Consider the following 26,789-nt stretch of genomic DNA (forward strand, 5'->3'; position numbering starts at 1 on the left):
TATGCCTCGCTTTTTTATCGACCGTCCGATTTTCGCATGGGTCATTGCCTTGGTGATCATGCTCGCCGGTGGCCTGGCGATCCTCACTTTGCCGGTTAACCAATATCCGAGCATCGCACCGCCGGCGGTGGGCATCTCCGTCAGCTACCCCGGCGCTTCAGCCCAGACAGTGCAGGACACCGTCGTTCAGGTTATCGAACAACAACTTAACGGTATCGATGGTCTGCGCTATATCCGTTCGGACAGCAACTCCGACGGCAGCATGTCCATTACTGTCACTTTCGACCAGGGCGTAGACCCCGATATTGCCCAGGTCCAGGTGCAGAACAAGTTGCAGCTTGCCACGCCACTGCTGCCCCAGGAAGTCCAGCAACAGGGCATTCGCGTGACCAAATCGGTCAGAAACTTCCTGATGGTGATCGGTGTAGTATCAACCGACGGCAGCATGAATCGCGATGACCTGGCCGATTACATTATCTCCAATCTGCAAGACCCGATCTCCCGGACCGACGGTGTAGGTGACTTTCAAGTATTCGGCGCGCCCTATGCCATGCGCATCTGGCTTGACCCGGCGAAACTGAATAATTTCAAGCTCACACCGACTGACGTTCGCAGCGCCATTCAAGCGCAGAACGTGCAGGTATCAGCGGGTCAGTTCGGCGGCCTGCCCGCGGTACCCGGCCAACAGTTGAACGCGACTATTATTGGCAAGACCCGGATGCAAAGCCCCGAGGAGTTCCGCGAGATTTTGCTTAAAGCCAACCCGGACGGCTCTCAGGTACGCTTAAAAGACGTCGCTCGTGTTGAGCTGGGAGCGCAAAGCGCGAACATTTCTGCTGAGTTCAACGGTCTACCCGCATCCGGTCTCGCCATAAAACTGGCCACCGGGGCCAATGCACTGGAAACTTCCGAAGCAATCAAAGCTACGATTGCCGAACTGGAAGCATTCTTTCCTCCCGGCATGAGGGTCGAGTACCCCTATGAAACGGCCCCGGTGGTCTCGGCGTCGATTAATGGTGTAGTGCACACCCTGATCGAGGCAGTGGTACTGGTATTTCTGGTGATGTATCTGTTTCTGCAAAACTTTCGTGCCACCTTGATCCCTACGCTGGCGGTGCCTGTTGTGCTTCTGGGCACCTTTGGTGTGCTCTCGGTATTTGGTTTTACCATCAATATTTTAACGATGTTCGCGATGGTGCTAGCCATCGGTCTACTGGTAGATGATGCCATTGTCGTGGTTGAAAACGTTGAGCGGGTCATGGCTGAGGACGGCCTGTCACCCCTTGAAGCGACGCGAAAATCCATGGACCAGATTCAGGGCGCGCTGGTCGGCATTGGCCTGGTGCTTTCCGCAGTATTCATACCCATGGCCTTCTTTGGTGGCTCTACCGGTGTCATTTATCGGCAGTTCGCGATCACTATTGCATCGGCGATGACACTGTCGGTGCTGGTCGCACTGACATTCACTCCCGCACTGTGCGCCACGCTGCTCAAACCCATACCCAAGGGCGGGCATGCGGAAAAACGGGGCTTTTTCGGCTGGTTCAACCGCACTTTCGATCGCAGCGTTAATCGTTATGAGCGCGGGGTGGCCAGTATGCTCAAGCGCAAGGCGCCTTACCTGCTGATCTACGTCGTCATTGTTGCTGTTATGGCCGTACTTTTCACCCGCATACCCTCCGCGTTCCTACCGGACGAGGATCAGAGCGTCATGTATGCCCAGGTTCAGACGCCGGCAGGCTCCACCGCCGAGCGCACCCAGGAATCCATCGATACCATGCGCAAATACCTGATGGAAGAAGAAGGCGATGTGGTTAATTCAGTATTTACTGTCACCGGCTTCAGCTTTGCCGGACGGGGACAAAACTCGGGCATAGCCTTTATTGGTCTGAAACCCTGGGGTGAGCGCACGGAACCGGGGCAGAGCGTATTTGCACTGGCTGAGCGAGCGCAAAAGCGATTCAGCACCTATCGCGATGCAATGGTATTTGCATTCGCGCCGCCAGCCGTCATGGAACTGGGCAACGCCACCGGCTTCAATCTGTTTCTACAGGACAATGCCGGCGTCGGTCACGATACCTTGATGCAGGCACGCAACCAGCTGCTCGGAATGGCTTCACAGCACCCGGCCCTGATGGCCGTGCGTCCTAATGGTCTGGAGGATGAGCCGCAATATCAGCTGACTATCGACGACGAGAAGGCGCGTGTACTTGGCGTTTCACTGAGCGAAGTGAACAGCACTCAATCAATCGCCTGGGGCTCCAGTTACGTCAACGACTTTATTGACCGTGGTCGAGTCAAACGCGTGTACCTGCAGGGAGAAGCCAGCGCACGGATGAATCCCACAGATCTGAGTAAATGGTACTTACGTAACAATCGCGGCGAAATGGTGCCTTTCACCGCGATTGCCAGCGGCAAATGGATTTACGGATCACCGAAACTCTCACGCTATAACGGCGTCGCGGCAATGGAAATCATGGGCGAAGCGGCACCAGGCTTCAGTACGGGCGAGGCGATGGTAGCTGTTGAGGAGCTTGCTAAGAAATTGCCCCAAGGCATAGGCGTCGCCTGGACCGGCCTATCCTACGAGGAACGTATTTCTGGAGATCAGGCGCCAATGCTCTATGCCCTGTCGTTGCTCGTTGTATTCCTGTGCCTGGCTGCACTATACGAGAGTTGGTCGATCCCAATGGTAGTGATGTTGGTGGTGCCGCTCGGCGTGATTGGTGCTTTGATAGCCACACTGGGCCGCGGACTGACCAACGATGTGTTTTTCCAGGTCGGATTGCTGACCACCGTGGGCTTGACGGCCAAGAACGCCATTCTCATCGTCGAGTTTGCCAAGGATCTGCGCGAGCAGGGCATGAGCCTGTTCGATGCCGCGGTGGAAGCCTGCCGTATGCGCCTGCGGCCGATCATAATGACCTCGCTGGCCTTTACTCTCGGCGTGCTGCCACTGGCACTGGCCAGCGGTGCCGGCGCGGGTAGTTCACATGCAATCGGTACGGGTGTGATTGGCGGCATGATCACCGCTACGGTACTGGCAATCTTCTGGGTGCCGCTGTTCTTCGTAATAATTTCGTCCCTGTTCAGCAGCAAAAAAACCGAGAGCGATGGTCATGAGCCAACCGCCCATGAGGTCAACCCATGAAGCACGCGTTGAGCGTTAGCCTTCTGATGCTTGTACTGACAGGTTGTTCACTGATGCCGGACTATGAGCGGCCAGTCTCGCCGGTAGCCAGCAGCTGGTTGCAGAGTGAAGCCGACGATGCGGCGATCGACAATGCAATGATTCCAACGCCTAGCTGGCACAGTTTCTTTCACGAGCCGCAGCTACGCGACTTGATTGCGGTGGCGCTTGAGAACAACCGCGACTTGCGGGTGGCTGCCCTTAATGCGCAAGCTACGCGCGCGCTCTATCGTGTTCAACGCGCTGAGCGATTACCCAGCGTTAGCGCGGAGGCAGGGGGTAGTCGAACGCGCACACCCTATGATTTCAACGGTACAACCCAAAACGGCATCACCAGTCAGTACAGCGCCACACTGGGCGTTGCCTGGGAGCTGGATTTATTTGGCCGCGTGGGCAGCCTGCAACAGCAGGCGCTGGAAGAATACCTGGCTACCGAGGCCGCGCAGCAAAGCGTCAAGATCAGTTTGATTGCCAGCGTTGCCAATACCTATCTCCTCTGGCAAGCGGATTCGGCGCTGCTGCAAGCGACGCGGGACACGCTAGACACGTTTGAAGACAGCTTGCGACTCACCCAGCGCAGCTTCGACGTCGGCATTGCTTCGTCCCTTGAGCTCACTCAGGCCCGCACCGCCGTCGAGACTGCGCGCAGCAGTCTGGCGGCTTACACACGCAGGGTCGGTGAAGACCGTAACGCCCTCGACTTGCTGCTGGGTCAACATGTGCCGGTATCCCCTGCCAAACAGCCACAACAGGGCACCTCGGTTTTGTCGGCCCTGCCAATCGGCCTGTCTTCGGACGTACTGCTTCAACGTCCCGACATCCTTCAAGCCGAATATCAGTTGCGCGGAGCAAGCGCCAACATCGGCGCCGCACGTGCTGCATTTTTTCCCAGCATCAGCCTGACTGCCAATGCCGGTAGCGCCAGCGGTCAGTTGTCCGGACTGTTCGACAGCGGCTCGGAGTACTGGAATTTCTCACCCAGTATCAGCCTGCCCATTTTCAGCGCTGGCCGTCTGCAGGCGAATCTTGATTACGCCGAACTCATTCGCGATGTGCGCATAGCCGAGTACGACAGGGCCATCCAGATTGGCTTCAGCGAAGTCGCCGACGGCCTCGCTGCACGGCAAACCTATGTGGACCAAGTCGCGGCGCAACAGAGCTTGCTTGATGCTAGTGAAGATTACTTCCAGATTGCCGAGCGCCGCTATCGTAGCGGTGTAGATAGCTACCTGACCCTGCTCGACGCTCAGCGCCAGCTATTCAGCGCCCGCCAGCAGCTGATCACCGACCGATTGAACCAGACGACCAGCGAAGTCGATCTATTTCGGGCCCTAGGCGGAGGCTGGAGTAACCAGGCCGAATAGATCCTGGCCGGCAAGCAGCCGTATCGACTAATAAGCACTCTCCCTTGAACCTGAGAAGATCTAATTGGGGACCAGTACGCACTCGCCACTCCGATTTATTCTTTTTTAGTCTAAGCATATAACCTAAAGACAGTTATGGTTAATCTTAATTGTTTTAGCCGGTTTGGTAACGGAGCGTGATCATGCAACCTCATGTAGAACCCTTTTTCGACTCAGCCACCTTCACTTACAGCTATGTCGTCACAGACCTTGCAACCAAACGGTGCGCTATCATCGACTCGGTGCTTGATTACGATCCTGCGGCTGGCCGTACCTCTTTCACGAGTGCCGATCGCCTGATCACTTATGTACGTGAGCAGGGATTAAAGGTGGACTGGCTGCTGGAAACCCGCGTACATGCCGATCACCTTTCCGCTGCCCTGTATCTCAAGCGCGAACTGGGTGGCCAGCTTGCCATCGGTGAAAACATCACTATCGTCCAGAAGACCTTCGGCAAACTGTTTAACGCAGGTACCGCATTTGCGACGGATGGTCGCCAGTTCGATCATCTGTTTAAGGATGGTGATACCTTCCAGATAGGAAACATCGAAGCACGCGCCGTGCATACCCCTGGGCATACTCCCGCCTGCATGACTTACCTGGTAGGCGATGCGGGTTTTGTTGGCGATACCTTGTTCATGCCTGACTACGGTACTGCCCGGTGCGACTTCCCCGGCGGTGATGCCCGCATGTTGTTCCAGTCTATTCGCAAGTTGTTTGCACTGCCCGATGCTACCCAACTGTTCATGTGCCATGACTACAAGGCGCCAGGCCGCGAAGACTTCCGTTATCAGACAACGGTAGCCGAAGAGCGAGCGCACAACGTGCATGTTCATGAGGGTATTGTAGAGTCCGAATTTGTTGCCATGCGCAGTGGCCGTGATGCGACCCTGGGCATGCCAACTCTGATATTGCCGTCGGTGCAGATAAACATGCGTGCAGGTCAGTTGCCGCCAGCCGAAGAAAACGGTACGCGTTATCTGAAGATCCCCCTCGATGTACTGTGAGTCAGCCACCATGAACGCCATCAAGCGCCAGGGTTACGTCATCACGGGTGCCGCGGGATTTCGCTACCTCGTCGACCCCCATCCTGATGAAGAGCGTCATAGCACATGAAGCTGAGTCGCTGGCTACCCTGGATCGAATGGGGTCGACACTATAATCAGAACACCGCTGCGCAGGATGGGTTGGCGGCTTTGATTGTAACCTTGATGTTGATCCCACAAAGTTTGGCGTATGCCATGCTTGCGGGACTGCCACCGGTGACCGGTTTGTATGCCAGCATCCTGCCGCTACTGGCTTATGCCTTGTTCGGCTCCAACCGAGCACTGGCCGTCGGACCTGTCGCGGTGGTATCGCTGATGACTGCTGCGATATTGGGTCCGCTGTTTCCCGCCGGGAGCAGTGAATAAATCGGCGCGGCGATGCTGCTGGCTTTGCTTTCGGGTCTGATCCTCAGCGTCATGGCGCTCTTTCGGCTGGGCTTTCTGGCCAACTTTCTCAGTCATCCGGTCATTTCAGGCTTTATCAGTGCTTCGGGCATTTTGATTGCCGTCGGACAACTCAAGCACATACTGGGGGTGTCAGCCTCTGGTGGAAATCTGCAACAGATTTCGGTTTCCCTATGGCAGGCGCTACCGAATATACATGTACAAACGCTACTGACAGGTTTGCTCAGCCTGGCATGGCTGTGGTGGGCACGTGGTCGACTGGGCCCCCTCTTGCAAAGACTTGACGCTAGCGAAAAGATGGCGAGCAACCTGGCCAAGGCCGGACCCGTATTGGCGATTATCGGAGCCATTGTGGCGGTATCGTTTCTGCAGCTGGCAGACACCGGTGTCAAGGTGGTAGGCGCTATCCCGCAGGGCCTGCCAGCCATGATACACCCTACTCTGAGCCTGAAACTGGCGCTCGAATGACTGCCTGCAGCATTGTTAATTAGCCTGGTCGGCTTTGTCGAGTCTGTCTCGGTAGGACAGACGCTGGCGGCCAAGCGCCGTCAGCGAATCAAGCCTGACAGCGAATTGCTCGGACTGGGCGCAGCGAATCTCAGTGCCGCTTTTAGCGGAGGATTTCCAGTGACCGGCGGTTTTGCTCGCTCCGTGGTGAATTATGACGCAGGCGCTCAAACACCCATGGCAGGTATTTTCACCGCTGTCGGGATCGCTATCAGCGTCATGCTATTGACTCCGCTGCTGCACAACCTGCCACACGCTGTACTGGCAGCGACCATTATTATCGCCGTATTGCGCCTGGTTGATCTTGGATCACTGAAGCGCACCTGGCGTTATTCCCGCCAGGATGGGGCAGCCCAGGCAGCAACATTGCTGGGCGTACTGATGATCGGTGTTGAGGCCGGTATCTTGCTCGGCGTTGGCTTGTCCCTGATGCTTTTTCTAAGACGCACCAGTCAGCCACATATAGCCGTAGTCGGTCAGGTGCCCGGCAGCGAGCACTTTCGTAATGTCGAGCGCTTCGCCGTCATTGAATCTCCCAGCGTTCTGTCGTTGCGGGTGGACGAAAGCCTGTACTTCCCTAACGCGCGTTTTTTGGAAGAGCGCATTGTCGAATTGATTGCTGCCCGTCCACAGGTGCGTCATCTGGTATTGATGTGCCCCGGCGTGAACCTCATCGATGCCAGCGCGCTGGACTCGTTGGAAACTATCGTCGAACGACTGACAGCAGCAGGTGTGCAACTGCATCTGTCGGAGATCAAAGGGCCTGTCATGGATCAACTCAAACGATCAAACTTCCTGCAGCAATTTGGCGGGCAGGTATTTATCAGCCAGTTTCAGGCGCTGAGAGTGCTTGATCCCAACATCGCTCTGGAAACACTGAAACAAGAACCGCATACTCTTTATCCACTTATCAAATCCGAGGGTAAAAACTTATGAAAAGCGCCCACGACCTGGTTACCGAAGCCAGAACCCAGATTCATGAGGTCTCTGTAGAGGAGGCCGATGTTGCCATCCGCGATGCGGACGTGCTGATTGACGTGCGTGAAAGCGATGAATTTGCCGCCGGACATATTCCCGGCGCAATGAGTATCCCGCGGGGTCTGTTGGAGTTCAAACTCAGTAGCGCGCCGGAGCTGGCAGCCCGCGACCTCAAGCTCGTGCTCTACTGCAAGAGCGGAGGACGCTCTTGCCTGGCAGCCAGCTCCTTGCAGCAGATGGGCTATCTGAATGTACAGTCCATCAATGGGGGTTTCGATGGCTGGAATGATGCTGGCAAACCGGTGGCTTCCCCCAGCGTGCCGTCCTTCGATTAAAGCTGCGCGGCATTACCATGAAGTCCTGATTTATAGCGGCACTCGTTCCCAAACCCAGAACGAGCCCGTCGCTATGATGGCCACTACTCCGACCGGCAATATTACTTGTTGGTATACCCATTGGTTGCGCAGCAAAAAGATGACCGGCACAACGCCTACTACAACGGCCAGTTGGGCTAATTCAACACCAAGATTGAAGCTCGCTAGTGCAACCAGAAGTGAGGAGGTTCCGACCAAAAAGTCCGAGAGCACACTGGCGAAACCAAAACCGTGGATCAGCCCAAAGCCGAATCCAACAAGGTATCTTCGCGTACCCAGAAAAGGCCAGATAATATTAATGGCCACGGCAACAATCGATAAAGCAATAAAGGTTTCCACCCACTCGATGGGCAACCTCACAACGCCCAAAGTGGCAATGACCAGCGTTGCAGAATGAGCCGCGGTAAATGCAGTAACGATCAGCGCAACGTCCTTTAGCGCCTTAGTCGGATCATTCTCAACAACCCATTGCCCGCGCTCGCGGCGCACCGCAGCAGGAAGCAGCAACGCCAGCAAAAACAGCATGTGGTCGTAGCCGATCCATAGATGCACCATACCCTCCCAGATAAACTCTCCAGCAGTTTGCCAAAGACTGGGTGTACCCATAAAAGCCAGATTTTGCTGATCTGGACCCAAAACAGTCAACCGATCACCCCCCTCTGTACGGGTCATGACCAGCGCGCGATGCATCGGATCCTCATCGAAAAATAGGTTGTAACTCAAATCCGATGGAGCCCTGGCTGGATCAAAGCAATCGGGCCTGAACTCTACGACCAGATAATTGCCGTCGCTGTGCCGGCTTAGTCCGGCCAAGCGCCAGCTTGTCGTGCACGCCAGATCACCCGACATGATTTGCACGCGGGAGGCCAGATAGCCGATGATGCTGTCCCGCTGGCTAACGAGTTCGCTCCAGAGCAGTTGCCCATCATTATCACCATCAAGGGCAATAACCCGGGCAAGGTCCACCAGCGCGATATCGAGTCGACCTGGTGCGTCTTCATGGGTGTCATCCCAGTAAAGAAAGCTGTCACTGGCCTTGTGGGCCTGAGCACCGCCGGCAAACAGCAAACTGAACAAAACGGCAATCAATATTTTACTCATAGCATGTCTTCGTCATCACTCGAAACGTTCAAGCCTGAGGGTTGCCCGGCCGCTGCGGCAGCGCGGATCAACAACTCACGATCTGGCGCAGCTCGCTGTGTTTTCCAATTCTCGCGGGCGGCCATAAAAGCAGCATCAGGCTCATTCTTCACATCCAGCATGAACCGTGCATACTCCCACTGGTGAAGAAACTCGCCACGCCAGCGTGCCTCGGCAAAACGCTGCTCCAGATCCTCCGACAACACATTTGCGTCAGGATGACCCGTTCGTTTAAGGGCAATTGCGCGTAATACCGCCAGGGTGTCTATAGGCTCGTAGCCCTGAGTGATCCTTACGACTGTCTCTGGGTCACGCTGATCCAGAAGCCAGTCGGCATAGCGCGCTCGCCGATACAGATCATCCGGATCCTGCAGCAGGCTTTGCTGCCAGTATGTCCCTGCTTCGGGCAAATGCAGCCGTGACGCCATAACGGCCAGGGTGACCAGCGCATAATCGCGCTCAACTGGATGCGCGCCGCTGGCGGTTTCCAGGGCCCGATTCAACTTGCTGACAGCCTGCTCTGGCTGCTCTGCATAACTGGCCACTTCCTGTGTACAGCTTTCTGCCAAAAGACCCGGCCGGTACTGTCTCAGATATTGACAGGCGCGATCGGCGGTCTCCAGATCATCACGCACCAAGGCAATGCTATAGCGCGTAAGCCAGGCCTGAGCGTTATTAGGCTGCTGCTGCAAAACTCTGTTCAAGTCGGCTTCAGCTTCATCAAATCGGTGTAGCCGCTGAAGCACAGTGGCTCGCATAAGATATACGTCGCCCGTCCACTGCGCTTGGGGCAGACGCTCTAAAAGCCCTTGGGCTAAACCCAGCGGCCTCGGGCTACCGGTTGCCCGGGAATGTTCGATATGGATTCGGACCTGGTTCACCAGATCCTCCGCAGACATGACTTCCTGAGCCGGCGCTGCTTGCCCACTCACCTCCATCTGCAGAATGACCGCATCGGCAGCGGGAATGCTAACCGAGGGGCCCATGGGTGCCGCTGCTACCGCAAACGGGAAAAGCAGCACCATCAATAAACTGAAGGGCAAGCCCGGGCATAAGCCCGGGCCTCCTTTATGGCTGACTGAGGAGGTCACTGAAAGCGTCCTCGTTTTCCTGATCATCAAAGGTAATATTCAACCCATTGATGGCCACAGGCTCAGTCGTGTTACTGGTGGCAGCAAACATGCTCTTTACCAGCGTGGTGAACGACGTCGATCCGCCTGCCCCACCATCGTCACCGCCCTGATCGATAGAACTGCTACCCCCACCGCCGCCACTACTCAGGCAACCGGTAAGGAGCAAGCCAGCCAGACTTGAGATACATAGTGTCTTTATCATGCTCATGTCAGTCGATCCTTAGTTAGGCGAGCCGGGCAGCGGCGTATTCAGATACGGGAAAGATGCCTGTAAGTTGGCCGGGTCTACCCGAACGCCGTCGGTAAACTCAGCTTGGTTGTTCGGAGCCACATTCTGATCTTCGATCAACGCACCCATTGCAACGCGCAGGGATACATCGACTACGTCATCAATTGGCCGACGACCATTAGGGAAGCCTGCAATGTCTCCTTCAAGTACACCCAGATCATTCTGCAAACCGGACGGGGTTGCATCGACCTCGGGGTTCAGCCGCAGCATTTCCGAACCCTTCACGCCCTCAGCTCGGTTCAATGTAGGTACACCGGTAAGAAAAGCCGTTACTAGATCAGTACGCGGGAACAAATTGGGGGCGACAGCAGCGCCGGGAAAGAGAATTTCCAGCAGCTCCGGAAGGGCGGGGTGAGTCACGTAGGTCACAAACTGACCGTCATCCTTGGGTTCGCTTGAATTGAATGCGTCCTTATCCTTGAGCCCGATGACCACTTCGTTTACCAACGGCATGCCTAAACGGGATACCTGAGTGTATGCACCGCCCTGAATGCTGGCGCCCTTGCCATTGGCCATTGGCTGAGGATTAAGCACGCGCGCTTGACGCAGACTGGCGGTGGTCCAGCCACCTATGACTTTCTGACCGTTGCTGGTCTCTGCCGTGCCAGTCAAACATGAAGTAGGCACTTCAAGTGCCAACGACGTTACGTTTTTATCGGCGAGGTCGTTCGTTTCTGCATTTCGAGGACCCAGTGGATTGGTATTGACCAAGTCAAATATCTCGCCCAGGTTGACAGCAAAGGCCTCTTGGCGCTGACCAACAAAAACCCGAGCATCACCTATACAACCAGGAATAATCGCACTGTAAATGTGGTCGTCAGCGTAGGCTGCATAGTCGTTGATCGACTTATTACCGATATTATCGAGGGGCTTGTTGAAGGTTGCGGTTTGATTGAATGCATTCATAACTGACTCGGCAGTGCCGGTCCGACGATCGCCACGAATAACCGTCAGCTCATAAGTCTGCCTCACCTGAACCGCTTCGGTGTCACCTGCTAAAGGTCCGATTGGACCGATATTTTTCAATGGGACAGACACTTTTTCAATACTGCCTGCATCGCCAATTTCGAGTTGAAGATCCTGTTTCACGTCGGTCATCTTGAAGCGAAACGTAATGTCTTCTTCAGCATTACCCGAGTTATCGATGTGGATTTCATAAATGGCATTGCCATCCAGATCAAAATAATTCGGCCCGCCGTAGGCGTCCTGCAACGGCAGGTAGTTGGCAATCATGGTCACAGTGTCTTCGCGGCCAGGCTCGTAACTGCGAAACATGTAAAAATCGGTACCGTCGACCTTGGGTACTTCGGTAATGAACGGTGCTTCACGGTGGCTGGAGGCAAAACTGATTGCTGAGCCAAGGCTGGCGCCTATTACAGCAGTTGCCAACAATGATTTTGCCAGCACGGATCGTGTATAAAACCTGTCCATATGTAATTCCTTCTCTGTTCGTTTTGTTGTTACCCGTAAGTAGTTACGGAACAAAGAAGAAAATAGATGCAGCAGAGTGCCTATTTTTTGCAAAAAAAATTTAGATCCAATATCTAGCAGAAAACAGAAGAGAGTGCGGGATCAGAAAAAGCCAGGACGCACGTTATGTACATCCCGACTCAAGTCCGTACAGCAACATCAGATGTCTGCCAGCAAACCTTGCGCAACCACCGGCCCAGTGGGCAGCCCGGTGGGTGAGCCGCCTGGGGGCTCAAGTGAGATAGCAAATACACTGTTGGCATCGGCGAGCAATCTAAGCTCCTCCGGCACCTCCAGACGCACCGCTTTGTCCGCTGGCAGCAAACCAAGCGACTGCGGAGGACGATCACCTGCAATCAGCCACAGTTGGGCTTGTCTGCCTTCGAGTTGAATCTCGGAGGCTGGCACAACCACAAGGTTACGTCGGCTCGCATCGAGGGTAGCCGTATATACAGTCTGACCGCTCTCCAGTTGCAGCGCAGTACTTAGCATGCCGTCCGTGGGTTGGAGGTCGACGGCTACTGGCTGCATCACCACAAGCAACACTGCCAGGATCATGGTCGTGGCAAGTCCGCCAACGGAAAACCAGCGCCACAGCGACAGACTGTCCCAAATTCCGCTCGTGAGTTTGGATTTGGCATCGGTTGCGCTTGGTGCTGTGTGACCCAGGCTGTCGCGGATGCGTGCCCAGACATATTCTGGAGGTGCATCCTCAGCAATCTCCGCCAGCATTGGCGAAAGATGTGCATGCCACTCGACTAATCTCTGTGCTGATTCAGCATCAGTCGCAACCTGGGCTTCAACCCGTTTACGCTCATCGGCATCCAACACACCCAGTGCGTATTCTGCTAACCGCAGATCATCTTCTTCGCTGTTTACTAGGATTGTATTCATTTTTCCAGGCACGCCTTGAGGCTTATCAAGCCACGTCGTATCCAGCTCTTCATGGTGCCAATGGGGACACCCGTGCGGGTTGCCAGATCGTCATAGGTACTACCGTCAAAGAAGGCTGTCCGAATGACGGTACGATGCTGGTTGCGCAAATTCGAGAGACAGTTATCGAGAAGCTTCTGGTCGCTGGCGGCCTCGACCGGATCGCGCGACTCAGGTTCAGGCAAATGGTCTAGATCGACCGGGTCCGTATGGCGATCGATTCCGCTCAAGCGTAATCGATCAAGGCACTTGTTACGCGCTATAGCCGACAGCCAGGTAATCGGATTACCCCGTTGGACGTCAAACTGGGCAGCCTTGCTCCAGACAGTGAGATACACCTCCTGCAGGACATCTTCAGCGTCACTGAGCTGCACAAGCATGCGTTTGCATATACCAAAAAGCTTACCACTGGTCAGTCGGTACAGTTGCTCGAATGCCTGTTGATCGTGCCGCCCGGTTGCCAGCAGCAGCCGGTCTAAACCGGCTAGGTCTTGTATTTCGTCGGTTGACACACTGCTGCCCCTCCTTGATCTGATGGCTCATCATGACTTATCTATTGTGCTGAAAGCTAGCAGCAATCACAGACGCAGGCTACTCGGGTGAGGCGCTAGTTGTTTCCCGATCTTTCCACAGGGATACCAGAACACCGGATTCAACGGCACGTCCCAACTCGTGAGGCTGTTACACTACTCCTATTTATCGAGAGATCGCATCATGGCCTTGATCGGGCGCTACAACCGTTTGCAAATAGTCAGTCACGTCGGCTTCGGGCTCTACCTGGATGGTGGCGCGGAGGGTGAAATTCTGTTGCCCAACCGCTACATCCCCAAGGACCAGGCAACGGCAGAGGAGGACTGGCTGAACGTGTTCGTTTATTTGGATAGCGAAGACCGACTGATTGCCACCACCGAAACGCCCAAGGCGCAGGTCGGCGAGTTTGCCAGTCTGAAGGTAGCCGAAATCAACAAGATCGGTCTTTTTCTCGATTGGGGTCTGCCCAAGGACGTGTTACTGCCACATTCAGAAGAAAAGCGTCCACTCAAGGAAGGGGACTATGTTGTCGTCTACTTGTACCTCGACAAACATACGCGGCGCATAACTGCGACGGCGCATCTTGATCGCCATCTGGACCAGACTCCTGCGCGATATACCACCGGTCAGGCTGTCAACCTGTTGATTGTGGGCACCACCGATCTGGGTTTCAAGGCCATTATCAACGGCGAGCACTGGGGCCTGGTCCACAAGAACGAAGCATTCAAGTTTTTGCGCGGCGGCATGCGTGAACAAGGATACATTCGTGAAGTACGCCCCGACGGAAAGATCAGCTTGAGCCTGCAGCCGGTCGGCGCAGAGGCGGCGGATACATTGCAGCAACAGATACTGGACAAACTCGAAGCCAACGGCGGATCGCTGTCCGTGAGCGACAAGAGCCCGCCGGAAGTGATCAGTCGCCAATTCGGCGTCAGCAAGGGCAATTTCAAGAAAGCCATTGGCGGGCTGTTCAAGCAAGGGCGCATCGTTATCCACGCTGATCGTATCGAGCTGGCCTGATGCCAGAAGTAGCAGGGCGGCCACTGCCATTATCCACCGCCCTGCTGGCCAGCCTGGCCATGCTTGCGTTTGCCGGCAACTCAGTACTCTGCCGCCTGGCATTGGCGGAAACCCAGATCGACGCCGCCAGCTTTACTGTTTTGCGTATTATCAGCGGTGCATTGCTGCTCTGGGCATTGCTGGCACGGCGCAAACGCAGTCGAGCCAAAGCGGGCAATTGGGCCGGCGCCCTGGCACTGACGGTATACGCTGCGGCGTTCTCTTTTGCTTATATGCAACTCGATACTGGTGTGGGCGCTCTGCTGTTGTTTGGTGCGGTGCAGCTGAGCATGCTTTTGTTCGGCTTGCTGCGTGGCGAACGACTGGGGGCGGCTGCTAGCGCTGGACTGATTCTGGCCATGGTCGGCGTAGTTGCGCTACTCCTGCCAGGCAGCAGTGCTCCACCCTTGATAAGCTCATTGGTGATGTTGTTGTCGGGCCTGGCCTGGGGTGCTTATTCGCTGCTGGGCAGAAGCACCAGTGATCCACTGGCATCGACAGCAGACAACTTCCTGCGCTCCATCCCCCTGGTGTTGTTCGCAGCACTGCCCTTTCTTGATCAGGTTCACTGGGATACGACTGGCGCGCTGCTTGCCGTATTGTCTGGAGCAGTTACTTCAGGTCTCGGCTATGCAATATGGTACAGCGCATTGAGGGGGCTGGGCTCAATACAGGCCGCATCGATTCAACTGTCTGTGCCGATTCTGGCCGCAGCCGCAGGCATGCTGTTATTCAGCGAACCTCTCACGCCGCGAGTGCTGATCGCCGCTGCGGCCGTGCTCGGCGGACTGACCCTAGTCTTGAAAGCGCGGAATTTGAAATCCCGCGCTTAATGCGGCAATGACCCATGCCTGATTCAGACAAATTGCTGGCTGTTGAACTCCCGCAGCAGATGCTGCGGCCCCGGCATACTCAAAAGTCTAACACCCCAGCTATCGCGCCAGTTTCCACTAGGCTGCGCTAGGGTTGTTCCAGCCCCCTTCTTCGCTTGTCGCGCCTCGACATAGGCATCGGTATGCCGACAGTTGCGGCATATCACCTTGCCCGAATCAGTACTGGTCTTCAGGGTTTTACCTTCGCGACCGCATGTAAGGTGCCCACCGAGCTTGAAATACATAACCGTAATCAATATCCCTTTCATCAAAGTTCATGCGGGCTTTATCCGAGCTCGCGGATACGGTCGAAGACATACTGAGCGTGAAAGAGCTTGGCTTCGTCCGGCTGATATTTCGACACCCGTACACCGCTTCCACTCCCCTTCTTGCCTGAGCGAGTAAGCGGCGTTTACGTTTTATTTACGAAGACCCTGCCCTTTGCCACTGGTTTGTTTATGCCCGCCAGCCCTAGTCTAAATCCAAGATTACGGAGCCAGACGCATGTTCAAGTTTATACGCCCTATAATATATGTTTGTGGCATCCTGATCCTGATCATGGCCATGCTGATGCTCTGCGTCAGCGCGTTCGCAGGCGTATTGAATGATCCGGAAATGCCTGTTTTTCTGACCAGTGCAGGGGTCACTGCAGCGCTGGGTTTTGCGATGGTCGCATCCTGTCGCAGAGCGCATTTTCACCTGGTATCACGGCAGCTGTATTTGCTGACCAGCGCCAGTTGGTTGATGATGTCTTTGGCTGGCGCCCTACCGTTATTCTTTAGCCACCATCACATATCCTTCAGTGATGCCTGGTTCGAGGCCGTATCAGGGATCACCACAACCGGCTCGACGATTTTCGTTGGTATCGAGAAACTACCTGCCAGCCTGTTGCTATGGCGCTCAATTCTCCAATGGCTGGGCGGGCTGGGAGTGATTGGTATGGCCGTGTCAATTCTGCCGTTTCTACGCGTCGGTGGCATGCGGCTATTCCATACCGAGTCCTCAGACTGGTCGGACAAGTCGATGCCTCGCATCCAGACCCTGGCGAGGGCCCTGCTGATAACCTATCTGACCATCACCGCTGCCTGTACCCTCAGCTACTGGCTCGCTGACATGAGCGCATTTGATGCGATAAATCATGCCATGGCGACTGTCTCGACCGGTGGCTTTGCCACAGACGACCGCTCCATGGGCCGTTTCAGTAGTGCTGTTCTGTGGATCGCGGTGGTATTCATGCTGCTCGGCGCCATGCCTTTCACCATGATCATCGGCTTTGCCCGCCGACCCCGACTTGCCGCGCTAAACAACCAGCAGGTTATAGGTCTTCTAGGTATCGTCGCCGCGATCTCTTTACTGTTGACGCTGTATCTGATCATCCAGGGCTCGCAAACACCGTTTCAGGCGGCGACCCAAGCGACCTTCAACCTGGTCTCGGTGATCACCACCACGGGCTTCGCTTCCGCCGACTACACGCTGTGGGGGCCGTTCAGCGTCGCGCTCTTCTTTATCGTAACCTTTATAGGTGGCTGCTCTGGATCAACCAGCGGTGGAATGAAAATTTTTAGATTTCAACTCAGTTACCTGTTTCTGCGCAGCCAGGTTCGCAAACTGATCCATCCCAATGGCATATTCGTTACCCAGTACGCGGGTAAGCCGGTCGGGGATGACATTATTTTATCCGCGATCGCATTCTCTTTTCTGTTCTTCCTGTGCCTGGCTGGATTTACCCTTGTGTTGGCGATGATGGGACTCGATCTGGTTACCAGCCTCACCGCGACAGCAACAGCGCTGACCAATGTGGGTCCCGGCCTTGGTAACATCGTCGGGCCAGCGGGTAATTTTTCTTCGCTGCCTGACGCTGCAAAATGGCTGCTATCCTTTGCGATGCTGTTGGGTCGTCTGGAACTGATGACCATGATGGTGCTGTTCTCTCCCATGTTCTGGCGCGGCTGAGCGGAAAAATGACATTGCACAGACTGACCCGCAAAGACGTACTTTGCGTCACCCTACCTTGGCTGACACCATTGGTTGCCACAGCGCTGGCGTTGGTGCTGGCAAGCGTTATGCCTGCTGCCAACCTTGCACTGATTTATTTGGCTGCAGTGTTGGTGACGGCAGTCAACACCCGTGTCTGGCCCGCGTTGGCATGCGCCCTGCTCAGCTTCATAGCCTATAACTTCTTCCTCACTGAACCGCGTTTCTCATTGCGCATGCTGCATCATGAAGATGTGCTCACCGGTGGTCTGCTGGCGATGGTTGCACTGATCACCGGGCACCTGGCCGGGCACCTGAGCGAACAGGTAACCGCCCTGCGTGACAGCAAGCGCTGGAACGAACAACAAATGGCATGTGCCCGGGCGCTCTCGGTGTGTGTCGATGGCCCTACACTGATACAAGCTTTCTCCGCGCAACTGGCTGAGACATTGGACTGGTATGCCCGCAGCGTCGATCCAGGACCCGTGTCACCCTATGAGGCGCCCAGAACCGTGACGTGGCACGAGGACCCGGGCGGCGTCACAGTGGTACTGCGAAGTTCCAAAGGAGAGCCCGTAGACGCAATCAGACTTTCGGCCACTGAGCCCGTCAGTCTCTGGCACCGCGAGCGCCTTGATGCTCTGGTCAGTCTGGCAAGTCTGGCCTGGGGCCGAATTCAATTGGACGAGTCGCTGAAGCAGGAGACTCTTGGCAAGGAGCGTGAACAGCTTCGCTCCGCACTCCTGTCATCCGTCTCCCATGATCTGCGCACGCCGCTGTCGACCATGATTGGCTCGGTGTCGAGTCTGATTGATCTTTCTGACTCCCTGGATCCCGCTCAACGCGCGGAATTGTTGGATAATACCTTGAGTGAAGCGCGGCGCCTTGACCGTTACATTCAAAAGCTGTTGGACATGACGCGCCTGGGGCACGGCGAGCTGACCTTGGATCGCGACTGGATAGGACTGGATGACGTCATCAGCGTAGTCATTCGCCGCAGTCGTGCGTTGCTCAAGGATATCGAACTGAAAATCGACATGCCGGCGGATCTTCCCTTGCTCCATGTCCACCCTGCTTTGATCGAGCAAGCGCTGTTCAACGTACTGGAAAACGCCGTCCGATTTTCGCCCGCCAACGGCCGCATCGGGATCGCGGCTCTACAGGAAGAGGATTGGCTGCATCTCGACGTACGCGACAGCGGTCCGGGTATTACTCCAGAAAAACGCGAGCAGGTATTCGATATGTTCCACACCTTCAGCCACGGCGATCAATACGCTGCAGGCACCGGCCTGGGTCTGGCCATCTGCCGCAGCATCATCGTCGCCCACGGAGGTCGAACCTCAGTAGAGGACAGCGCATCCGACGAAGGTGCCTGTGTGCGAATCAGTCTTCCCTTGCCACCGTCCTTGGCAGGCCGGGAGACCGAGCTATGACAAACGTGCTCATCATTGACGACGAGCCGCAAATACGGCGCTTTCTGACCATTTGCCTAGGTTCACAGGGTTATCAGTTACTCGAGGCTGAAGACGCTCGACAGGGTCTGCAGCAGACGGCGCTGCACCAGCCCGATCTGGTCATCATGGATCTGGGACTGCCTGACATGGACGGCCAAGTGCTATTGCAGGGTTTACGCGAGTTCTATAAGGGGCCTGTAATAGTGCTCTCCGTGCGCAACGGCGAGAAGGATAAGGTCATGGCGCTGGACAACGGTGCCAATGATTATGTAGAGAAGCCTTTTGGCGCTAACGAGCTGCTCGCGCGCATCCGCTCTGTGCTACGCACTTTCGGTGACGTCACGGTTCCGCCAACCGGCTATGACGATGGTTTTCTGCGGGTGGATTTGCTTGGCCGTCGTGTCCGCCTGGGTGCGGAAGATCTACATTTGTCCAAGAAGGAATTCGAGTTGCTGCGCAGCCTTATTGCGCACCCCGGCCGTATTGTTACCCAGCAACAATTATTGAAAGATATCTGGGGCCCACACCACACCCATGACACCCACTATTTGCGAATCTTTATTGGACGCTTACGCAGCAAACTGGGGGACGACCCGACGGCCCCACGCTATATCGAAACCGAATCGGGTGTTGGCTACCGATTTATCGGCCAGCCAGACTGACGTATACGCAAAATTTACGACACCCAACCAACACTGACATGGTTTGTTTACAGCCTTGCGGCCAACAATAAGCGCATGTAGCAGCCATGGAGATTAGCGCATGCGTATCATTATTCTCGGCGGAGGTCAGGTTGGCGGAACACTGGCAGAACATCTGGCCGGTGAAGAAAACGACATCACCATCGTCGACACCAGTAGCAGCCGTTTGCGCGAGCTGCAAGATCGTCTCGATGTGCGCACGCTGAATGGATCGGGATCACACCCTCAAGTGCTGGCCAAGGCCGGAGCAGAGGACGCGGATATGCTGGTTGCAGTTACCAATAGCGACGAGATCAACATGATCGCCTGCCAGGTAGCCTACAGTCTTTTTAATATACCTACCCGCATAGCCCGTGTGCGCGAGCCCGACTACCTCACCCGCGATGGAGCGCTTTTCAGTCGAGAAGCAATACCGGTCGACGTACTGATCAGTCCCGAGTCACTCGTCACCCGGGGCATAAAGCGTTTATTGCAGTATCCCGGTGCGTTGCAGGTACTGGATTTTGCCGACGGCAAGGTGCAACTGGTAGCCGTCAAGGCACGCTACGGCGGTGCCCTGGTAGGCCAGCGCATTGCCGCCTTGCGCGAACATCTGCCCGGCATCGACATGCGTGTCGCTGCTATTTTCCGCAAGGAACAGCCGATCATGCCGCACGGCGATACGGTGATCGAAGCGGAAGACGAGGTTTTTTTCATTGCGGCCCGGTCCAACATTCGTCTGGTCATGGCCGAACTCCGACGTCTGGATCGTCCATACAAACGGATCATCATCGCCGGTGGCGGCAACATTGGCGCGCGGTTGGCATTGAGCATAGAAAGAAAGTACCAGGTGAAAATTATTGAGCAGAATCTGACACGCTGCGAGCAGCTATCTCAGCAATTGCTTACTGCCACTATCCTGCACGGCAGCGCCTCTAACCGTGAGCTTCTTATCGAGGAGAATATAGAAGCTACCGATGTATTTCTTGCACTGACCAATGATGACGAAGCCAACGTGATGGCGTCCATGCTGGCCAAGAAACTGGGCGCCCGCACCGTGATTACCCTGATCAATAACCCCGCCTACGTTGACCTGGTGCAAGGGGGCTTGATTGATATTGCGCTGTCGCCACAACAATCGACAATAAGCGCCTTGCTCACCCATGTGCGACGAGGGGACGTTGTCGCGGTGCATTCGCTCAGACGCGGTGCCGCAGAAGCGTTGGAGGCAATAGCCCATGGCGACATGGACAGTTCGCGTGTTGTCGGCCGGCGGGTGGACGAGCTACCATTACCGGCCGGCGCCACGGTGGGTGCCCTGGTTAGAGGTGAAGAGGTCATCATGGCCCATCACGATACGGTGATTACTGACGGAGACCACGTGATCCTGTTCGTTGCTGACAAGAAAGCAGTTCGATCCGTAGAAAAGCTGTTTCAGCTCGGATTCGGCTTTGTCTGATCACCTCTCCTTGGGCCCGCTCTGCCGCACCCCCAATTCTGGTTAATTATTCGACTAACTCGTGTAAACCAGCCCGTTCGATAACGTAGCCGAGGCTATCAAAGTTGATATTCGCTCCCGAATTGATAGCCACCAGCACCTGATCTCGACACTGCAGGCGGGTCACGTACTTCTTCAGTCCAGCAACGGCCAAAGCTCCTGAAGGCTCGGTGATCGAGCGTGTATCATTGAAAATATCCCGCAGCGCGGCGCACGTTTCATCGGTGGTGACGGTGATCACCTCATCCACCCAGTGCCGACACAGGGCAAAGTTGTGTGCCCCCACCTGGGCGACTGCTACGCCGTCGGCAAAAGTTCCCACCTTGGGTAACACCACTCGCTCCCCCGCCGCCAGCGCGACCTGCAAGCAGTTGGAATCCTCAGGCTCGACGCCAATTACCCGAATGGCCGGACGTAGATACTTTATATAGGCCGCCACACCGGCAATCAGCCCGCCACCGCCTACAGGCACAAATATCGCATCCAATTGCCCGCTGTGTTGCCGCAGTATTTCAACAGCGACCGTACCCTGACCGGCAATCACCGCCGGGTCGTCATAGGGCGGCACAAAGCTCAAACCACGCGCCTCAGCCAGTACCAGGGCAAAAGCCAGCGCCTCAGAAAAGGCATCACCGTGCAAGAGCACCTGTGCACCCCGCGACCGCACACCGTGCACCTTGATTGCGGGTGTCGTGACGGGCATGACGATCACCGCAACGATCCCCAGCTTCTGCGCAGCCAATGCCAGACCTTGCGCATGGTTCCCGGCCGAGGCTGTTATCACGCCCCGCGCCCGAGCTTCAAGGCTCAAGCCCGACACCTTGGTATAAGCACCGCGGATCTTGAACGAGAATACCGGTTGCAGGTCCTCACGCTTGAGCAGTACCTGGTTTGCCAGGCTTGCGGATAAACGCGCCGCCGGCTGCAAGGGCGTTTCGATTGCAACGTCATAAACCGGAGCAGATAAAATCTGCGTCACCGTATCGCGCAGCAGTTGCTGACGCAGTTCGGGACTGTCACCCTCCCCATCCGGATCAGAAGGAGAGCAGGCCCGAACGGGACTCTGCTGAAATGAGGAAAACAACATAATGTCTCCTGAATCGATCTGTGACCCCGGAGACAAAAACAAAAAACCCGCCTCGAGGGGCGGGTTATTTAGAGCGACGTGAGTCAGCCCGCCAAGGGTGGAATGGCGGTAATAATCATTCGGCTGATCAACACATTGAATTTTTTCATAGACTGAATCTAGGCGTGTGGGTGCTAAACGTCAAGGAAACTTTGCTCGCGGAGTCCACGCCGCACGCCGCCGTCATCGGCTGCCTATTGGCGGCGATTACTCCACTGACACCATCCGCGTGGAACTGATTTGCGAAAATCAGGACGTGCTGTAACCGCTGCAGTGCTCCACCGGATTAGCGAAAGAAGCCAAAGCGCCGTACGCAAACGTCTACATCGAATGCAGCCCCAATGGCGACCACGGCAACACTCTTGATCCCTGCAGGCTCCAGCTCGGCGCTCGTTCGGTGCGCATGCAGCTGCTCATAGGACACTATAAACCGGGTCCATTGCGACCTCACCTGCAGTGCGCAGCGAAAGGACTGCCAGGGTTTCTCCAGCTGAGCGGTTTTCACGTGCAGGTTATATTCATGGGCTGCACCACATAGCTCAATAAATAGGCCCTTGTAATCAGCACCCGACCAACTTGGCTCAATATCCAGCTTCATCTGCACAAAACCACCGTTGTTCTCCAGGCTGGTACGCCCAGTCAAACAGGTGCAAGGAGAGCTGTTTCGCTCGGATTGGCGCAGAGCGGCAGTGGACACACCGCCCATGACCTCATCACTGATCGCGGCCCAGGGCGATGCCACGTCCTCACTGGCCCGATAGACATCAACCAGTTGCTCCGCTCGGACCGAGGGGCCCTGGATTTCGAGGTATTCATTCATACGCTTGAAGCACCTCCAGACTGACAATCTCGGTTGCTTTTTCGTGGCAGGCATCGAGCAGCACGGGCGGCGCTACACCCGCTTCATGCGCCTCCTTCCAGCGACCGGCGCATAAACACCATCTATCTCCCGCTTTGAGCCCGGGAAAGTCCCATTCGGGCCTTGGCGTGATCAGATCATTTCCCCGTTCCAGACTGTATTGCAGGAAAGCGTCAGTGACTGCGGCGCACACAACATGCCGCCCCCTGTCCGCATCGCCGGTATGGCAAAAACCATCGCGATAAAAGCCCACTCGGCTCTGCCCACAACATGGCTCCAGCGGTGTACCTAATACATTCTTGGCTGTAGTCGCCATAACATGCTCCTCTGTTGCTTGTTGTTTCAGTAGCCAGTCATTTCAAGATAACCGACGCCCGTATGACTGCCCGCGACATTCACAGGCCCTTCCCAATAAGGGATCCCGGTACCCATCCAACTGGCCGGGTTAAGCGCCTGAGCTGTGACATCGAAACCTTTATGCGCGATCTTCAGCCGCCACCGAATAGGCACGTTGCGGTTAGCGACCTCCGTCTCTTCTAAAGGCGTCATGACGATCGCCGACTGCTCCAGCGGCTCAGCAACACCGGAGGGAGTAATCCAGGTACCCGAATAGAAATGGCTGTCATCATCGCTGCGCAGACGAAACAGCATCAGCTTGCTGCCGTCCTGAAGGTGCAGGGAAAACCAGTCCCAACCCTGTTGCTCCGCCGCCAACGGCTGGCTACTCCATTCTCTATCCAGCCAGGCCTTACCGGTGACCCGCCGCGTCTCACCCTGCCATTGGATCTCTCCATCAACCTGAAAAAACGGCTGGCTGAAGTACCAGGAAGCCTGTCCACGATCGGACTTTTGGCTGAAGCCACGCTCGCCATGCAGGATCAACGGAGCGGTCGCCTGCAAGTTCAAGTCGTAGCTGAAACGCTCTCCTGTTGCACTGACCTGCAGCGGACTGAGTTGCGAATCGGCCTCGCCAGTCAGCGACCAGTCATCTATCCAGGCCTGAAATGGCTGTGTGTGAACGCCAGCCTGACCGATACCCCCGCGCGCAAGACGATCGGCGTAGTGATGACCGTCTGCACGGGTCAGCGCCGCGTGACCCAGCCATACCTGGGCGCTCTGCCAACCATTCTCAGCCTCGGCACTACTTTGTGGCGCCATGGCCTGTCGGAAAAGAGTCCATTGCGCCCCCCACTGTTCACCGCTTTCATCGGTGAGGTTGGCGGTGACATACCACCATTCAATACGGTAATCGGGATGTGCTCCGAAATCTTCAGGAAAGTCCAAAGACTCGCCTCGCCTAACAACACTGAAGCCCTGCGCTTCACTGCCGAGGCCGGCAAATCCGGCAGGCGCCGCTGGCTCGGTGCGGTCGCAACCAACTAAAGCGGCTATAGCAAGCGCGGCAATCCACCTAGACGTCATGGGTAAAGCTCCTGAGCAAGCGGGTCGGGCCAGTTCGCATAATGCGCCAGGCAGGACCGATGCTCGCCAGCAACACCGCAAGTAACGCGAGCAACACCAGAGTCAGCCACTGGCCCGGGAACCAGTGCCAGGGTAGACGCCAACCAAATGCCTGCACGTTAACTACCTCAACCAGACACCAGGCCAGAACCAGGCCTAGAGGGATCGCCAATGCACAGGTAAGGGCAGCCAGCATCAACATCTGTGCCAGGCTCAGCGCCGCCAGTTGGCCGGGCCGAAGACCCATGGCCCAGAGCGGTGCGAGCTGGCTCAGCCGACTGTCTGCCAAACCGAGCAAACTGGTAAACAAGGCCACCGCCGCAACGCCAAGCGTCAGCGTATTAAGCGCTGCAGTGGCAGCAAAGGTCTGCTCGAATATATTTTGTGAATAGGCCTTGAGGGCCGCTTGGTCAATCACTCGGCTATCACCCAGATCGAACGTATCACGCAGCGCTGAGGCAAGCTGCGGAACACTTTGCGCGCTAGCCAGAATACCGATGCTACTCACCGGCTGGTCAGGCCAGCGGTGCTGCAGGCCTGCTGCTGAGACCAGTATTTGTCCCTTAGGATTACCGTAATCAGCATAACGCCCCAGTATTTCAAGCGACCAGAGCCCATTGGGGGTATCCAGTTCCAGCGTGTCGCCCAATGCCAGATTCAAGCGAAAGGCGAGTTGCTCGCTGACCAGCGCACCTTCTCCCGCGGCGAGTGCTGGCCAGGGATCGCTGGTTGATTCGAGTAGAGGCCATGTTTGCGCATAAAGCGGGTGTTCAACAACGCCACTCAATTGTGAGGGCCAGCCACCGACACGCGTATCCAGCTGCCAACTGGGTAGTTGCGCGATGACTTCAGAACGCTGTTCGAGCCACCGCTCGATGGCGACGGCCTGCGCATCATCCTGTGGACGCACGTAAATGTCTGCCGCCAGACGTTGATCCAGCCAGCCGGTAAAGGTCTGGCGAAAACCCTCGGTCATGCTACCGACGCCAATATTAGCCGACAGCGCCAGCAGCAGAGCCATCAATGCGATGCCAAGACCCGAGACCTGCTGCTGACTGTCAGCCCAGAACCATTGCCGTACCGGACCAGCGGGGCGCATCTGGGCAAAACCCAGTAACGTTTGCAGACACAGGGGCAGTAACAACGCCGCACCCAGCAACAGAGAGGCGAGTAACCCGAAACCGCTGAGTAGAGAATCGCCCCAGACCACCATCGCCCCTGCCAGCGCTAGCAGCAACAAGCCAAGCGACGTCTGTAATCTGATTAAACGACCCTGCGCTTCGCGCCAGGCCTGTGGCCGGGACCAGTCCAGCACTGGCAAACGCATGGCCGCCAGCACGCTGCTACCGCCAGCAATAAGAGTGCCAAACAGACTCATGCCCATCCCCGTCAGCCACCAGCTGGCATCCAGTGCCAGCTGGGCCCCAACTTGAGCGCCATAGAGCCCACGCAGGCTGGCCGCAACATCACCAATGAGCAGGGCGGCCAGCGCAAAACCGCTGAGCACACCCAGACTGCCGCCAATCAACGCCAGGACCAGCAGCTCCAACAGCAGGACCCCAAGCAATGTTTTCAGGCTGACGCCACAAGCGCGCAGCGTCTGCATCAAGCCACGACGCTGCTCCATGGCCAAGCCCGCGGCGGCGTGGACGATAAACAGGCCGACCACGAAGGCTAGCAAACCGAGCGCCGTCAGGTTGAGGTGAAAACTGTCAGTCAGACGCACCAGATCAGCTTCACCCCGCTCTTCCCATACCAGCGGCACATTGGCCGGCACGGCCGGCAGATGCGCGGCGAAAGCCGGTTCGACAAGAAGCTGGGTGAGCATGTCAGGCTGATCCAGTAACTGCTGCGCATGGCTTATATCCACCAGCAGCATGCCCGGCGGCAAGCCTTGCACCACCTGCAGCGGCGGTAATTGCGCGCCGCCGACAAGGGTTGGAGTAGCACCCGACTCGAGGCCAAATTCTGCCAGAGTATCCTGCGCTATCCAGGTGACACCAGGCGCCAACATGAAGGCGCGCAAACTATCCTGATCAGCTATCTCAGACTCTACGCCGCCTCCGACGGGCAGGGTCAGGGGCTCGATACCCGTTAATTGTAGGCGCCGTCCCTCATGGGTACCAGCCAGCATCACGGTACCCCGTAGCATGGGCGATACTGGCCAGCCTGCGCGCCTGAGCGTAACAAAATGGGCTTGCACGAATGGCTGTCCTCCAGGGGCGAGCAACACGGTCTGTGCACCGCCGGAAAACAGATCGGCGGCACGGTCATAGCTGTCCCGCGCCTGACTGTTGAGAGCCTGAACGCCGGTCCAGAGGCCGGTAGCCAACCACAATCCGACCAGCAGGCAGGCTGCCTGGAGTGGATGTCGGCGCCAGTGGCTAAGCAGCGTATGCAACACCCA

Annotated in this window: 21 protein-coding genes and 2 pseudogenes; 11 read left to right on the top strand and 12 right to left on the bottom strand. The window is 56.3% G+C overall.

All coding sequences use genetic code 11. The annotated features are described in order from the left end of the window. Nucleotide 1: 1 nt before the first annotated feature. The 5 genes and pseudogenes from ACJAXR_RS03635 to ACJAXR_RS03655 all read left to right on the top strand — a co-directional run bounded on the left by ACJAXR_RS03635 (nt 2) and on the right by ACJAXR_RS03655 (nt 7,864). Complete coding sequence (locus ACJAXR_RS03635) at nt 2-3,151, top strand: efflux RND transporter permease subunit (protein WP_415056863.1); 3,150 nt, start codon at nt 2-4, stop codon at nt 3,149-3,151. Beyond that, entirely contained in the window at nt 3,148-4,554 is a 1,407-nt protein-coding gene (locus tag ACJAXR_RS03640) for an efflux transporter outer membrane subunit (RefSeq protein ID WP_415056864.1), read from the top strand. Before ACJAXR_RS03635 ends, ACJAXR_RS03640 begins: the two co-directional genes overlap by 4 nt. A 182-nt stretch (nt 4,555-4,736) precedes the next feature. Further along, a complete protein-coding gene (locus tag ACJAXR_RS03645) occupies nt 4,737-5,600 on the top strand; it encodes an MBL fold metallo-hydrolase (RefSeq protein ID WP_415056865.1) in 864 nt (287 codons plus the stop codon). 105 nt (nt 5,601-5,705) lie between these two features. Next, nucleotides 5,706-7,487, top strand: a pseudogene (locus ACJAXR_RS03650) (SulP family inorganic anion transporter). Beyond that, nucleotides 7,484-7,864: a rhodanese-like domain-containing protein gene (locus ACJAXR_RS03655; RefSeq protein WP_415056866.1), complete on the top strand. Its 381-nt coding sequence runs from the start codon at nt 7,484-7,486 to the stop codon at nt 7,862-7,864. The pseudogene ACJAXR_RS03650 and the gene ACJAXR_RS03655 overlap by 4 nt, the downstream one beginning before the upstream one ends. Before the next feature lie 30 nt (nt 7,865-7,894). Here the strand turns inward: ACJAXR_RS03655 and ACJAXR_RS03660 are convergent, their stop codons facing one another. From ACJAXR_RS03660 to ACJAXR_RS03685, 6 genes are all read right to left on the bottom strand, one after another. Beyond that, the gene (locus ACJAXR_RS03660; protein ID WP_415056867.1) at nt 7,895-9,004 is read right to left on the bottom strand and encodes a HupE/UreJ family protein; all 1,110 of its coding nucleotides are present in this window, start codon (nt 9,002-9,004) and stop codon (nt 7,895-7,897) included. Continuing rightward, nucleotides 9,001-10,134 carry a tetratricopeptide repeat protein gene (locus ACJAXR_RS03665; protein ID WP_415056868.1) on the bottom strand — a complete coding sequence of 378 codons (1,134 nt, stop codon included), beginning with the start codon at nt 10,132-10,134 and terminating at the stop codon, nt 9,001-9,003. The genes ACJAXR_RS03660 and ACJAXR_RS03665 overlap by 4 nt, the downstream gene beginning before the upstream one ends. Further along, complete coding sequence (locus tag ACJAXR_RS03670; protein ID WP_415056869.1) at nt 10,112-10,384, bottom strand: hypothetical protein; 273 nt, start codon at nt 10,382-10,384, stop codon at nt 10,112-10,114. The genes ACJAXR_RS03665 and ACJAXR_RS03670 overlap by 23 nt, the downstream gene beginning before the upstream one ends. A 12-nt stretch (nt 10,385-10,396) precedes the next feature. Beyond that, nucleotides 10,397-11,896 carry a DUF4331 domain-containing protein gene (locus tag ACJAXR_RS03675; RefSeq protein ID WP_415056870.1) on the bottom strand — a complete coding sequence of 500 codons (1,500 nt, stop codon included), beginning with the start codon at nt 11,894-11,896 and terminating at the stop codon, nt 10,397-10,399. A 198-nt stretch (nt 11,897-12,094) separates the two neighbouring features. Then, on the bottom strand, nt 12,095-12,829 hold the full coding sequence (locus ACJAXR_RS03680; protein WP_415056871.1) for an anti-sigma factor domain-containing protein: 735 nt from the start codon (nt 12,827-12,829) through the stop codon (nt 12,095-12,097). After that, nucleotides 12,826-13,380: a sigma-70 family RNA polymerase sigma factor gene (locus tag ACJAXR_RS03685; protein WP_415056872.1), complete on the bottom strand. Its 555-nt coding sequence runs from the start codon at nt 13,378-13,380 to the stop codon at nt 12,826-12,828. The genes ACJAXR_RS03680 and ACJAXR_RS03685 overlap by 4 nt, the downstream gene beginning before the upstream one ends. Nucleotides 13,381-13,582: 202 nt before the next feature. Here ACJAXR_RS03685 and ACJAXR_RS03690 point away from each other — a divergent pair, with 202 nt between their 5' ends. Together ACJAXR_RS03690 and ACJAXR_RS03695 are read left to right on the top strand one after the other, a co-directional pair. Further along, nucleotides 13,583-14,419, top strand: coding sequence for a S1 RNA-binding domain-containing protein (locus tag ACJAXR_RS03690; RefSeq protein WP_415056873.1), 837 nt, complete (start codon nt 13,583-13,585; stop codon nt 14,417-14,419). Then, nucleotides 14,419-15,291, top strand: coding sequence for a DMT family transporter (locus ACJAXR_RS03695; RefSeq protein WP_415056874.1), 873 nt, complete (start codon nt 14,419-14,421; stop codon nt 15,289-15,291). The genes ACJAXR_RS03690 and ACJAXR_RS03695 overlap by 1 nt, the downstream gene beginning before the upstream one ends. 23 nt (nt 15,292-15,314) lie before the next feature. Here the strand turns inward: ACJAXR_RS03695 and ACJAXR_RS03700 are convergent, their stop codons facing one another. Beyond that, nucleotides 15,315-15,599, bottom strand: coding sequence for a hypothetical protein (locus ACJAXR_RS03700; protein WP_415056875.1), 285 nt, complete (start codon nt 15,597-15,599; stop codon nt 15,315-15,317). 235 nt (nt 15,600-15,834) lie between these two features. On the opposite strand from ACJAXR_RS03700, the gene ACJAXR_RS03705 reads away from it, so the two are divergent. The 4 genes from ACJAXR_RS03705 (at nt 15,835) to trkA (ending at nt 20,897) form a co-directional block, all read left to right on the top strand. After that, nucleotides 15,835-17,283 carry a TrkH family potassium uptake protein gene (locus ACJAXR_RS03705; protein ID WP_415056876.1) on the top strand — a complete coding sequence of 483 codons (1,449 nt, stop codon included), beginning with the start codon at nt 15,835-15,837 and terminating at the stop codon, nt 17,281-17,283. A gap of 8 nt (nt 17,284-17,291) precedes the next feature. Next, nucleotides 17,292-18,737 (top strand): ATP-binding protein, encoded by a 1,446-nt coding sequence (locus ACJAXR_RS03710; RefSeq protein WP_415056877.1) that lies wholly within the window; start codon nt 17,292-17,294, stop codon nt 18,735-18,737. Continuing rightward, nucleotides 18,734-19,420, top strand: a complete 687-nt coding sequence (locus tag ACJAXR_RS03715) for a response regulator (protein ID WP_415056878.1) — start codon at nt 18,734-18,736, stop codon at nt 19,418-19,420. The genes ACJAXR_RS03710 and ACJAXR_RS03715 overlap by 4 nt, the downstream gene beginning before the upstream one ends. Nucleotides 19,421-19,520: 100 nt before the next feature. Further along, nucleotides 19,521-20,897, top strand: a complete 1,377-nt coding sequence (gene trkA, locus ACJAXR_RS03720; RefSeq protein WP_415056879.1) for a Trk system potassium transporter TrkA — start codon at nt 19,521-19,523, stop codon at nt 20,895-20,897. A gap of 58 nt (nt 20,898-20,955) precedes the next feature. Here trkA and ilvA read toward each other — a convergent pair. The 5 genes and pseudogenes from ilvA to ACJAXR_RS03745 all read right to left on the bottom strand — a co-directional run. Further along, nucleotides 20,956-21,942: pseudogene (gene ilvA / locus ACJAXR_RS03725) on the bottom strand (threonine ammonia-lyase, biosynthetic); the annotation flags it as partial. A gap of 406 nt (nt 21,943-22,348) precedes the next feature. Continuing rightward, nucleotides 22,349-22,882, bottom strand: a complete 534-nt coding sequence (locus tag ACJAXR_RS03730) for a CIA30 family protein (protein ID WP_415056880.1) — start codon at nt 22,880-22,882, stop codon at nt 22,349-22,351. Further along, entirely contained in the window at nt 22,875-23,237 is a 363-nt protein-coding gene (locus tag ACJAXR_RS03735) for a DUF2237 family protein (protein WP_415056881.1), read from the bottom strand. Before ACJAXR_RS03735 ends, ACJAXR_RS03730 begins: the two co-directional genes overlap by 8 nt. Before the next feature lie 26 nt (nt 23,238-23,263). Continuing rightward, nucleotides 23,264-24,343 (bottom strand): lipocalin-like domain-containing protein, encoded by a 1,080-nt coding sequence (locus ACJAXR_RS03740; protein ID WP_415056882.1) that lies wholly within the window; start codon nt 24,341-24,343, stop codon nt 23,264-23,266. Then, nucleotides 24,333-26,786: an FtsX-like permease family protein gene (locus tag ACJAXR_RS03745; protein WP_415056980.1), complete on the bottom strand. Its 2,454-nt coding sequence runs from the start codon at nt 26,784-26,786 to the stop codon at nt 24,333-24,335. The genes ACJAXR_RS03740 and ACJAXR_RS03745 overlap by 11 nt, the downstream gene beginning before the upstream one ends. Between the last annotated feature and the right edge of the window lie 3 nt (nt 26,787-26,789).

This window comes from Halopseudomonas sp. (genome assembly GCF_047631575.1).
Classification (GTDB): Bacteria; Pseudomonadota; Gammaproteobacteria; order Pseudomonadales; family Pseudomonadaceae; genus Halopseudomonas.

Coding starts and splice junctions, on each gene's coding strand:
- ACJAXR_RS03635 (WP_415056863.1), top strand. CDS start 2: ATGCCTCGCTTTTTTATCGACCGTCCGATTTTCGCATGGGTCATTGCC.
- ACJAXR_RS03640 (WP_415056864.1), top strand. CDS start 3,148: ATGAAGCACGCGTTGAGCGTTAGCCTTCTGATGCTTGTACTGACAGGT.
- ACJAXR_RS03645 (WP_415056865.1), top strand. CDS start 4,737: ATGCAACCTCATGTAGAACCCTTTTTCGACTCAGCCACCTTCACTTAC.
- ACJAXR_RS03655 (WP_415056866.1), top strand. CDS start 7,484: ATGAAAAGCGCCCACGACCTGGTTACCGAAGCCAGAACCCAGATTCAT.
- ACJAXR_RS03660 (WP_415056867.1), bottom strand. CDS start 9,004: ATGAGTAAAATATTGATTGCCGTTTTGTTCAGTTTGCTGTTTGCCGGC.
- ACJAXR_RS03670 (WP_415056869.1), bottom strand. CDS start 10,384: ATGAGCATGATAAAGACACTATGTATCTCAAGTCTGGCTGGCTTGCTC.
- ACJAXR_RS03675 (WP_415056870.1), bottom strand. CDS start 11,896: ATGGACAGGTTTTATACACGATCCGTGCTGGCAAAATCATTGTTGGCA.
- ACJAXR_RS03680 (WP_415056871.1), bottom strand. CDS start 12,829: ATGAATACAATCCTAGTAAACAGCGAAGAAGATGATCTGCGGTTAGCA.
- ACJAXR_RS03690 (WP_415056873.1), top strand. CDS start 13,583: ATGGCCTTGATCGGGCGCTACAACCGTTTGCAAATAGTCAGTCACGTC.
- ACJAXR_RS03695 (WP_415056874.1), top strand. CDS start 14,419: ATGCCAGAAGTAGCAGGGCGGCCACTGCCATTATCCACCGCCCTGCTG.
- ACJAXR_RS03700 (WP_415056875.1), bottom strand. CDS start 15,599: ATGAAAGGGATATTGATTACGGTTATGTATTTCAAGCTCGGTGGGCAC.
- ACJAXR_RS03705 (WP_415056876.1), top strand. CDS start 15,835: ATGTTCAAGTTTATACGCCCTATAATATATGTTTGTGGCATCCTGATC.
- ACJAXR_RS03710 (WP_415056877.1), top strand. CDS start 17,292: ATGACATTGCACAGACTGACCCGCAAAGACGTACTTTGCGTCACCCTA.
- ACJAXR_RS03715 (WP_415056878.1), top strand. CDS start 18,734: ATGACAAACGTGCTCATCATTGACGACGAGCCGCAAATACGGCGCTTT.
- trkA (WP_415056879.1), top strand. CDS start 19,521: ATGCGTATCATTATTCTCGGCGGAGGTCAGGTTGGCGGAACACTGGCA.
- ACJAXR_RS03730 (WP_415056880.1), bottom strand. CDS start 22,882: ATGAATGAATACCTCGAAATCCAGGGCCCCTCGGTCCGAGCGGAGCAA.
- ACJAXR_RS03735 (WP_415056881.1), bottom strand. CDS start 23,237: ATGGCGACTACAGCCAAGAATGTATTAGGTACACCGCTGGAGCCATGT.
- ACJAXR_RS03740 (WP_415056882.1), bottom strand. CDS start 24,343: ATGACGTCTAGGTGGATTGCCGCGCTTGCTATAGCCGCTTTAGTTGGT.